Source organism: Myxococcus eversor (genome assembly GCF_010894455.1).
GTDB lineage: Bacteria > Myxococcota > Myxococcia > Myxococcales > Myxococcaceae > Myxococcus > Myxococcus eversor.
Genome location: NZ_JAAIXY010000015.1, coordinates 282019 through 292008, shown reverse-complemented (window position 1 = coordinate 292008; position 9990 = coordinate 282019). Strand labels below are relative to the sequence as shown.

Here is a 9990-nt window from a genome sequence, read left to right as displayed (position 1 = left end):
GGCGCACCACCCCACCCTGCACCAGCGCGCTCAGCACACCCACCACGGCGAAGAGCCAGCCCGCGCGAAGGCTCGCCTCGCGCAGCACCGCCGCGTCCGTCACCACCGGGTGCAGGAACAGCCCCCCTTCCAGCGTCACCGGGCCCAGGGAGAGGAAGCGCGTCAGCAGGTAGACGGAGAACGTCCCCTCCATCTGTGAGAACGCGGTGGTGAACAGCAGCATCAGCACCAGGCAGCGCGCGACGACGGGCAGCCGCAGCGCCTGGACCGCGCCCTTCAGCGTGCGCACATGCCCCTCCGGCCCTCCCTCCACCCGCGACTCCGGGAGGAAGAACCAGGTGCAGGCCAGGTTGACGGCCACCAGCCCCGCGGCGAACAGGCCGATGGCCAGGTTGCCGCCCCACGCGCCCAGGAAGCCGCCCAGCGCGGGCCCCAACACGAAGCCCAGCCCGAAGGCCGCGCCGATGACGCCCATGCCCCGCGCGCGCTCCTCCGGCCGGGTGATGTCCGCCACGACGGCCTGCGCGGTGGCGATGTTGCCGCCGGAGATGCCGTCGATGACGCGCGCCAGGAAGAGCAGCGGCAGCGAGTCCGCCAGGGCGAAGAGCAGGTAGCCCAGAAGCGAGCCCACCTGACTGAGCAACAGCACCGGCCTGCGGCCGTATCTGTCACTCAGCCGACCGAGCACCGGCGCCGCCACCAGCTGCATCAGCGAATAGACGGAGATGAGCAGCCCCACCGTGAAGGGCGAGGCACCGAACTTCACTCCGTACACGCCCAGCTGCGGAATCAGGATGCCGAACCCGATGAGGTCCAGGGACACGATTCCGAAGACGACGCGCAGTGACGCCGTCCGGCTCACCCGTAGCTCCCTTGCTGGAAATGAAAAACCGCCGGAGCGCGGAAGATAGCGCCCCGGCGGTTTGAAAGGCGCGGCAACTCCGCGCCCCGCGACGATTTGACGCTCCCGACTACATCGCCTCGGCGGACTGCACGTTCCGGTTCGCCGTGTCGCGGTCGATGCAGCCCTTCGTCAAGGTGTACTGGTACGTGCCCAGCTCGTCACGCCAGTACTCACCCTCGTACGGCCAGTAGAGCTCGTCATCCGGCACCGCCACCGAGAACTTGTACTTCTTGACGATGGACGTGCGCCCGCCCGCCTTGAGCTGGTCCTCGAGGAACTCCTTCTCCTTCGTGGTCGTCTCGAACTTGATGCGCAGGCCGTTGGCCAAGAGCTGCTTGAGCGCGACGAGCTCCGTCTCCAGCTTGCCCTTGGCCATGATGCCCGCCTTGGAGATGAGCTCGGTGCGGTGGACCTTCAGCTCCTCCAAGAGGCTCTTGGAGAGCTCCGAGTACTTGAAGGTGTCACCGCGGCTGGCGAACGCATCCATCTCCCCTTCCAACTCGAGGATGGAGTCGTTCGTCTTGCGCAGGTCCTGGTCCGTGAGGGCCAGGCGCAGGATGCGCTCCAGGATGATGTCCGTCTCGTTCTTCTCCAGGCCGTCCTTGTTCTTCTTCTGCACCTCCGCGAGCACCGTGTAGTACTCGCCGGCCTCCATGTTCTTCTTCACCAGCGACTCAAGCTGGTCATGCACCGGCAGGTACGTGCGCTCGAAGTCCTGGAGGATGATGTTGGATTCGCGGTAGCGGCAGTTCTCGTAATAGATGACCGCCTTGAGGATGAGCGCCTCCGGGAAGTACTCCTCGCGGAAGAAGGGCGACGAGAGCGTGATGAGGTTGCCCAGCGCCTGCTCGAACTGGCCCACGCGGTAGTTGGCCCAGCTCGCCTCGAAGAGCGACTCCAGCCACTGCGTGTTCCCGCGCTCCACCTTGCCCAGGTAGAACAGCGCGAAGCGGTTCTGCTGCATGCCGTAGTGCGTCCGGGCCAGCTGCATGAACGCCAGCTCGCGCAGGGACTTGTCCGCCTTCGCCTGGTCGGCGGACTTGCCAGCCATGGGACGGGTGAGGCGCACCACTTCCTTCATCGCCTCCACCGACGCCAGCATCTCCCCGGCGCCGCGCTTGGCCGCCGCGTCCTTCTGACGGCTGCCGTTGCGGAACGAGGCGAGGCCGTCCAGGTACCGCGCGCGCGGGTAGAACGTGTCCGTCTTGGGAATCAGCAGCGTCAGCCGCTGCACTTCCGCGAAGCTCTTGTCCGCGTCCGCGTTCTGGCCGACCTGGTCCAACGCGCGACCGCGCACGAAGTGGTAGCGCGCCAGCAGGTAGCGGAACTCGTTGCGGTACTTCTCCGGGAACTCCTGGTTCGCGTGACGGGCAATCTCGTCGAGGATGACCGTCTCGTTCTTCGTCTTGCGGCTGATGAAGAACAGCCACTCCAGGCTGGTCTTGAAGAACTTGGTGGAGGGCCCCAGCGCGAGCAGCTTGGAGAACTCACCCAGGGACGAGTGGTACATGCCCATGCGGTAGAGCGACTTGGCCAGCACGTAGCGCGCTTCGGTGTGCAGGCCCGCGAGCTTCGGGTCCGCGATCAGTTCGTGCGCCGACATGGCGGCCTTCTCGTACTCGTCGTTCTTGAAGAGGCTGACGGTGATGTCCAGCCGCTGGCGGTCCGCCGTCTTGCCGGACACGTCCACCGCGTCGAAGGACATGGTGGGCGCGGGCGTCTTGGGCGCCTCCTGCGTGAGGTCCAGCCCGAAGCCACCGTTGCTCGCGGGAGCCGGGGGCGGCGTGGGCGTGGGGGCCGGAGCGGGCGTCGCCTCGGTGGGCGCGGGGCCCGTCACGGCGGATGGAGCGGTCCCCGTGGGAGCGGGAGTGAGGGCCGATTCATCCGGGCCGTCCTCCTCCACGGGCGCGGGGGTCGTCTTGCCCTTCGCGCCGCGCGTCGGCTTCTTCTTCTTGGAGGACTTGGCGGACGAAGCGCCCTTCTTCTTCTTCTTGGACTTGGACTGACCACCCAGGTCCAGTCCCTCGAAGTTCTGGGCGAACGAAGGGGCCGTCCACACGAGCGCGAGCCCGAGGACGGCGAAGCGGATGAGCCTGAAGGAGCGCAGCATCATCATGACTCGGGGTTGGACGACGGGAAGAAGAAGGACACGCCCAGCTCGAACAGCAGCTGGTTGCGCAGGTAGTTGTCGGTGCGGCCCTTCTCCACGTAGATGAGGTCGCGCACCTCCGTGCGCAGCGTCACCCAGCGGTTGAAGAAGAAGCGAAGGCCCACACCCACGTTGCCGCCGGGGGTCATGTAGTCCTTGGCCAACAGGCCCGTGGTGTCATCCAGGTCCGGTCCCCGGTACTGGATGACGGAAGCGCCGACCACGCCGTACAGGTCGAAGTGGACGAACTTCTCCGCCAGCAGCGACAGCTTGCCGTAGATGGGCGCCCACTGGAGGTCCGCGCCGCCCATGAGCTTGAGCTGGCCGGGAGCCCGCCCGTCCAGCTCCGCCTTGGTGGGAGAGGAGCAGCCGCGCGTGGAGCCGTCCGTGCCGTCGGAGAAGGTGCAGATCTGCGCCGCGCCCGACACCGAGTTGAGCGCGTAGCCCACCCGCAGGCTGACGCCGAGCGTCTCCACGGGGTGGTAGGTGAGCACGCCGCCGAAGATGTACTTGGTGAAGAAGGCGTCGCGCAGCGACAGCGTCGCGGACGGGCTGAACTCGAAGCGCCCCTTCTTCAGGAACACGTGGCCGGACACGGGCCGCACGCGCTCGCGCAGGGGGCCGAGCCGGTCCTTGTCCACCTCGGAGACGTCGCCGGCCTCCTCCTCCTCGGAGGTGGTGGTCTGCGCGCTCGCCAGCACGGGCATGACGAGACAGAGGGTCAACAGCCAACGGAAGACGGGCTTCATTCCGCGTCCCTCCCCGTCGAACGGAAGGGCAGGAACAGCGAGATGCCGGCGTTGAGGGTCATGACGTTCTGGATGGCCCCCTTGGCGCTGCCCAGGGGCTGATCCACATAGGAGGTGTTGATGAGCGCCACGTTCACCGCGATGAAGTCCTGCGCCACGAAGCGCATGCCCAGGCCCAGGTCCGCGGCGGGGTTGAGTCCACGGCCCGGCAGGGACGAGGTCTCCGTCTTCACCACGCCCGCGCCCGCCAGCAGATAGCCGTCGAAGTGCAGGATGGAGTTGAGGAAGGCCACCTTGCCGTACAGCGGGCTCCACTCCACGTCGCCCATGGCGGACCACTCGGGCACCGAGTTGTAGATCTTGCTGTTGAAGGTGCGCTTGGCGGTGCGCACGTCGTCGGACGGCACCACCTGCATCAGCGAGCCGCGCGCGGAGATGGCCAGCGTGTCCGCCAGGTAGTACGCGCCACGAAGGGACGCACCGACCTTGGAGTAGAACGGATCATTGACGGAGACGCTGATGAGCGGCGTCAGCTCGAACCGTCCCTGCTTCCGGTACACCTTGCGCTGGACGCTCTTCACCCGGTCCTCCTGGGTGATGTCGGTCAGCGGCGGCAGGGCCTCGGGAGGTGGAGCCTCCTCTTCGACGGGTCGGGTGGCTGTGCTCGCGGGCGCGGCCTCCTCCGCCGGCGGCGGCGTGGGTGATTCTTCGGACTTGGGCTGGGTCTCTTCCGTGAGGTCGAGTCCCATGCCCTCCTGGCTCTGCGCGGGTGCCAGGGCGGGCACCAGGCACAGCGCGAGCAGCAACGTGTGGCGATTCAAACCGGGGGCTCCGTGGGGGAGGGGGGGAATGACTCCACCGGGGGTTCAGCGCGACTCTTCGCTTCGCCATCCTATCGGTCGTATTCCCGAGCGGCAACCGCCCGCGAGTGCCTGTCTACTCTGTATCTCTCCGGTATTTCTGCACAATTCTAGACTGGACACCGCGCCGCGCGAGCGTTGGCAGCCCCAGGTGCTGTGCTACCCTGGAAGGGCTGGTCGCGGGCCCCCCCGTGCCCCCTCCCCCTTTGTCGAGGTCTCATGAAGATGTCCGTGCGAGCCGCCTTCCTCGTGTCCACCGCGCTGTTGCTCGGGGGATGCAAGGTCAGCAGCGAGATTGGCAAGCCGTGCACCCTGGTCCGGAAGGCGCTGCCCGAGGAGAACTCGCCGACCAAGACCATGCCCGTGCTGGAGAGCGAAGTGGCGGACCGCCAGGACTTCATCTCCTTCGGCTCGCTGGAGTGCGAGGACCTCATCTGTGTGCGGGATCAGGACTACCCCCGCGCGCGCACTCCGGAGGGCGAGGTGGACCTGACGGCGGCGGCGATGGGCTACTGCAGCAAGCCCTGCGTCGAGGGCTCCAACGCGTGCGAGGTGAAGGACACGTCCGACGTGGAGCCGAACCTCCCGGGCCGGATGACCTGCCGCTCGCTGCTGCTGGACCAGGACACGCTCGACGCGCTGCGTTCCGCGGATGAGGGCTTCTACCGACGGACCTTCGGCGAGAACAACTCGCCCTTCTTCTGCGCCGGGAACATCTGACGCGCGGGATGGGTGACACTTTCGTGCGCGGGGGGTAGACCTTTTCCCCGGGTTGATTCGTAAAGGCAGGGCCCGCGTCGTCCGCGCAAGGAGCCCTGCCTCATGAATCGAACGGTCCTCTTCCTGTCCCTGGCCGGTGGCCTGGCCCTCACCGCCCTGGTGTTGGGCCTGCCCCAGGTGACCCGCCCGAGGACGGATCCCGTCGTCGAGGTGAAGACGCCGCCTCCGACGCCTCGCCTCCCCGTGCAAGGCACGCCTGGCTCGCTGACGATGACGAGCCGCCTGTCGCATCCGTATGTGCCCGCGGGCAGCTCGGAGGTCTTCGCGACGGTGGACCTGATGGGCGCTGAAGTCCCCGGGTCCAAGCGCCGCCCGGTGAACCTGGCGCTGGTCATCGACCGCTCGGGTTCGATGAGCGGCTACAAGCTGGCGCAGGCGAAGCAGGCCGCGCGGCACCTGGTGGGGCTGCTGCGGGACGAGGACCGGCTGGCCATCGTCCACTACGGCTCGGACGTGAAGAGCCTGCCGTCGGCGCAGGCCACGGCCGCGCAGCGCGAGCGGATGCTCCAGTACGTGGACGGCATCTGGGATGACGGCGGCACCAACATCTCCGCGGGACTGTCCGCGGGCCGCTACCAGCTGTCCACCGCGCAGGAGGGCTTCGGCGTCAACCGGCTCATCCTCTTGAGCGACGGGCAGCCCACCGAGGGCACCACCGACGACGAGGGCCTGACGCGGCAGGTGCGCGAGCTGCGCGCCACGGGAATCACGGTGAGCGCCATCGGCGTGGGCACCGACTTCAACGAGGACCTGATGCAGGGCTTCGCCGAGTACGGCGCGGGTGCCTACGGCTACCTCGAGGACGCGGGCCAGCTGGCCGCGCTCTTCCAGAAGGACCTCCAGCAGGCCTCCACCACGGTGGCGCGGGACGTGACGCTGACCTTCACGCTGCCCACGGGCACGGTGCTGGGCGAGGTGCTGGGTTACAACGCGCGGCAGTCCGGCAACCAGGTGATGGTGTCGCTGCCGAACTTCTCCGCCGGCCAGTTGGAGCGCGTCGTGGTGCGCCTGTCGACGACGGGCGAAACGGTGGGCCAGACGGTGCGGGTGACGGACCTGACGCTCAACTACACCGACCTCATCCGCAACGTGGGCGTGGAGAACGGCGCCGCGCTGTCCGCGGTGGTGACGGACCGGCAGGAGGAGATTGTCGCGAAGCAGGACAAGGAAGCCACGGTGTACGCGGTGCGGGCGCGCAGCGCGGTGAATCTCAAGAAGGCCGCCGAGGCCCTGAGCGAGGGTCGTCGCGAGGAGGCCAAGGGCTACATCCAGCAGAACCAGGTGATGTTCAACGAGGCGAGCGCGGTGGCGAGCCCGGCGGCGGTGGCCTCCGACCTGGCCGAGCAGCAGGCCACGCTGGACGAGTACGAGAGCGCTGGCAGTGACGAAGAGGTCCGCTCGGCCGCGAAGAAGTCCAAGGTGAAGGCCCTGCGCGGCTTCGGCAAGGTGGGCTCGACCTACTGACCTCGAGGCCCACGCGGGCTCGACACACCACCCCGCTTCCGCACGGTGCTCCAAGGCGCCGGACGGAGGCGGGGCGTTTCATTTCGCCGGGAGGCTCTGCCTGTCGGCGCCGCCCCCCTGGCTTCGTGGGATGGAGCAGCGCGGTGCCAGACGGAGGCGGGGGCATTTCGCCGGGAGGCTCGGGTCCGTCGGCGCCGCCCCCGGCTTCGTGGGATGGAACAGCGCGGAGCCGGACGGAGGCGGGGGGTCATTTCATCGGGGCGCGCGGTCCATCCACGGGCTCCGAGGTGCGGAGCAGTACGGAGGTGCTCGCTACGCTGACGACGAACGCCACCCGGCCTCCAGCGCGATTCTCCGCATGGACCCGGGCCCCGAGCACGCCGCAGAGCGAGCGCGTGAGGGCGAGGCCGACTCCACTGTGCTCGGCGGTTCCGGTGCGCGAGACATCCGCGCGGTAGAACCGCTCGAAGACGCGCTCCAGCGCGGCCTCTGGAATGAGGGGACCGCTGTCCTCGACGTCGAGCAACAGACCTCGTGAGAGGTCGCTCGACACCTGGATGGAGCCTCCCTGCTCCGTGTACTCCACCGCGTTGCCGAGCAGGTTTCCCAGAATGAGGCGGAGCTTCTCGCGGTCCGACTTCACGACGGCCGTCTCCGCCACGCGGTTCTCGAAGTGGAGGCCTCGCTCACTCGCGCGCGCGGACACCGGGGCGAAGCATGTGTCGACGAGGTCCTTCAGCGCGATGACCTCGGTCTCCACCGGGACTTGCCGCGCCTCCAGTCGCGCGAGCAGCAGCAACCGCTCCACCAACCCGTGCATCTGCGCGACGACGCCGAGCGCTTCGGCGAGCGCCACGCGATGTTCCGCGGCGGGACGCTCGCGCATCGCGGAGACCTCCAGGATGGCTCTCAAGCCCGCGAGGGGAGTCCGCAGCTCGTGGCTCACATCCGCGCTGAACTGACGCTCCCGCTCGAAGGCGGACTCCAGTCGCGCAAGCAGTCCGTTCAGCCGGGACACCACCGGGCGCACCTCTTCGGGAACGCCCTCCTCCGGCAACCGCAAATCCAGCCGGGCACCGTCAATCTCCTCCACCCGGGACGCGAGGGCTCCGAGCGGACGCAGCCCCCGCCGGGTGGCCACGACTCCCACCAGCGTGGCCAGCACGAGCGTCGTCACGCCCGAGAGCGCGAGCACGCCCCAGAGCAACGAGGAGACCTCGTCGAGGTCCTCGGTCTCCTTCGCCACCGCGACGGACACACCCACCTCGTGCCCGTCCTCGCCTCTCACGGGAACAAACAACTCGAGCAGCCGTCCACGCTCCCCATCGGGAAGGATGAGCGAACGCCTGCCCGGGCTCGCATCCCGAGCCCCGCGAGGGAACACGCCGTCATCGAGCCCGGGTGAGCGCGTGATGAGGGAGCCATCGGGCGCGCGGACCTCGAACCAGGTGGACCCTCGGCCTCGCGTCAACTGCGTCAGCGCCGACGTCTCGACCTCCCAGGTCCCCTCGTCCGACAGCTCGATGAGGCTCGCGATTCCACGCGCCTCCGCCACCAGCGTGTCGTCGAACTGTCGGGACAACGCGCGCGTGAAGGCGGTGTGCAGCAGCAGCGAGAAGCCGCACAGGGCGACGCCGAGGACTCCAGCCGTCGCCACGGTGAGCCGCCGCTGGAGGGAGGACCCCCGCGTCATTCGGGCGCTCCCAGCACATAGCCCTGCCCTCGGCGCGTCTGGATGAGCTTGGTCTCATGCTCGGCGTCGATCTTCTTGCGCAGGTACCCGATGTAGACATCGATGACGTTGCTGGAGGGCTCGGTCGCGAAGTCGTAGACGTGGTCCCAGATCTCCATCCGCGTCACCACGTGGCCCTTGCGCGCGCAGAGGTACTCGAGCACAGCGTACTCACGCGCGGACAACGGGATGAGGTGCCCCGCGCGCTTCACCGTCCGCGACACGGGGTCGACCTCCAGGTCTTCTATCTGGAGCACGCCGTCCCGCTGGCCGTAGCGCCGCCGCACCAGCGCGCGGACCCTCGCGAGCAGCTCCTCGAAGGCGAAGGGTTTGACGAGATAGTCGTCCGCGCCGTGGTCCAACCCCTTCACGCGGTCCGTCACCGTGTCGCGAGCGGTCAGCAGGAGCACGGCGGCCGGATGCTTCTGCTTGCGCAACTGCTGGAGCAGCGACAGCCCGTCCAGCTTGGGCAGCATGATGTCCAGGAGGATGACGTCGTAGGAGCACGCCTGCGCGGACGCCAAGCCCTCCTCGCCGTCTTGCGCGAGGTCCACGGCGTAGCCCGACTCCTTCAGTCCCTGAACGGTGGCGCGCGCGAGCGGCGCGAAGTCTTCAATCACCAGGACACGCATCGTCTGGAATGAACACGCCACGAGGGCGCGCCTTTCAGTCCCTGGAAATGGAGCGGATGGCCGACCGCCGCCCTGCCCGTTCGTTCCCCTCGTCCCGCGTTCTCACGGTCATCTCATGAACGCTCACTATCTCCTTCACCGCGACACGGAGGTGGATGGTCCACCCCACGATAGGAGCACACATCCATGAAGACCTGGAAAGCAGCGGTGATGGGCGCCCTCATGACGATGGGCCTCGTCGGACCCGCCTTGGCGAAGGACGTCGAACTCCAGCAGTCCCAGGTGCCCCCGGCGGTGCGGGACGCGCTCGCCTCCAAGTATCCGCAAGCGAAGGCCCAGCGCTTCACGAAGGAGACGAAGAAGGGGAAGACCGTCTACGAGGTGGACCTCACCTCCAGCACCGGCAAGCTCGAGGTGAACCTGGCGGAGGACGGCACCCTCCTCACCGAGGAGCAGACGCTTGACGCCAACGCTCTTCCGGCGAACGTGAAGGCCGGACTCGCGGCGTCCTCCTTCGGCTCCGCGAACATCAAGACGGCGGAGAAGGAGACGAAGAACGGCACCGTCCGCTACGAGGTCATCGTCGAGCAGAACGGCACCACGTCGGAGCTCGTGTTCGATGGCCAGGGCAAGCTGCTCGAGAGCCACGCGGAGGAGGCCGACGAGGGCTCGGCGCACCACGACGGGAAGGACAACGGGCACGAGGACGAGGCCGACTAG

9 protein-coding genes are annotated in these 9990 nt (G+C 67.9%); 3 read left to right on the top strand and 6 right to left on the bottom strand.

The window, feature by feature from the left end; genetic code table 11:
• The 4 genes from G4D83_RS28765 to G4D83_RS28750 form a co-directional block, all read right to left on the bottom strand.
• The coding region (locus tag G4D83_RS28765; RefSeq protein ID WP_163868046.1) for an MFS transporter at positions 1-862 on the bottom strand (862 nt) is incomplete at its 3' end.
• Positions 863-971: 109 nt separating this feature from the next.
• On the bottom strand, positions 972-3014 hold the full coding sequence (gene gltC, locus G4D83_RS28760) for an adventurous gliding motility protein GltC (protein WP_163868071.1): 2043 nt from the start codon (positions 3012-3014) through the stop codon (positions 972-974).
• A 2-nt stretch (positions 3015-3016) separates the two neighbouring features.
• Positions 3017-3802, bottom strand: coding sequence for an outer membrane beta-barrel domain-containing protein (locus tag G4D83_RS28755; RefSeq protein WP_163868045.1), 786 nt, complete (start codon positions 3800-3802; stop codon positions 3017-3019).
• Complete coding sequence (locus G4D83_RS28750; RefSeq protein WP_163868044.1) at positions 3799-4623, bottom strand: outer membrane beta-barrel domain-containing protein; 825 nt, start codon at positions 4621-4623, stop codon at positions 3799-3801. Before G4D83_RS28750 ends, G4D83_RS28755 begins: the two co-directional genes overlap by 4 nt.
• Positions 4624-4881: 258 nt before the next feature.
• Here G4D83_RS28750 and cglC point away from each other — a divergent pair, with 258 nt between their 5' ends.
• Positions 4882-5382: an adventurous gliding motility lipoprotein CglC gene (gene cglC / locus G4D83_RS28745; RefSeq protein ID WP_163868043.1), complete on the top strand. Its 501-nt coding sequence runs from the start codon at positions 4882-4884 to the stop codon at positions 5380-5382.
• A 102-nt stretch (positions 5383-5484) separates the two neighbouring features.
• A complete protein-coding gene (locus G4D83_RS28740; protein ID WP_163868042.1) occupies positions 5485-6906 on the top strand; it encodes a vWA domain-containing protein in 1422 nt (473 codons plus the stop codon).
• A 247-nt stretch (positions 6907-7153) separates the two neighbouring features.
• Here G4D83_RS28740 and G4D83_RS28735 read toward each other — a convergent pair whose 3' ends face one another.
• A complete protein-coding gene (locus tag G4D83_RS28735; RefSeq protein WP_163868041.1) occupies positions 7154-8599 on the bottom strand; it encodes an ATP-binding protein in 1446 nt (481 codons plus the stop codon).
• On the bottom strand, positions 8596-9291 hold the full coding sequence (locus G4D83_RS28730; RefSeq protein WP_240356705.1) for a response regulator transcription factor: 696 nt from the start codon (positions 9289-9291) through the stop codon (positions 8596-8598). Before G4D83_RS28730 ends, G4D83_RS28735 begins: the two co-directional genes overlap by 4 nt.
• A 165-nt stretch (positions 9292-9456) precedes the next feature.
• On the opposite strand from G4D83_RS28730, the gene G4D83_RS28725 reads away from it, so the two are divergent.
• Positions 9457-9990 (top strand): PepSY-like domain-containing protein, encoded by a 534-nt coding sequence (locus G4D83_RS28725; protein ID WP_163868040.1) that lies wholly within the window; start codon positions 9457-9459, stop codon positions 9988-9990.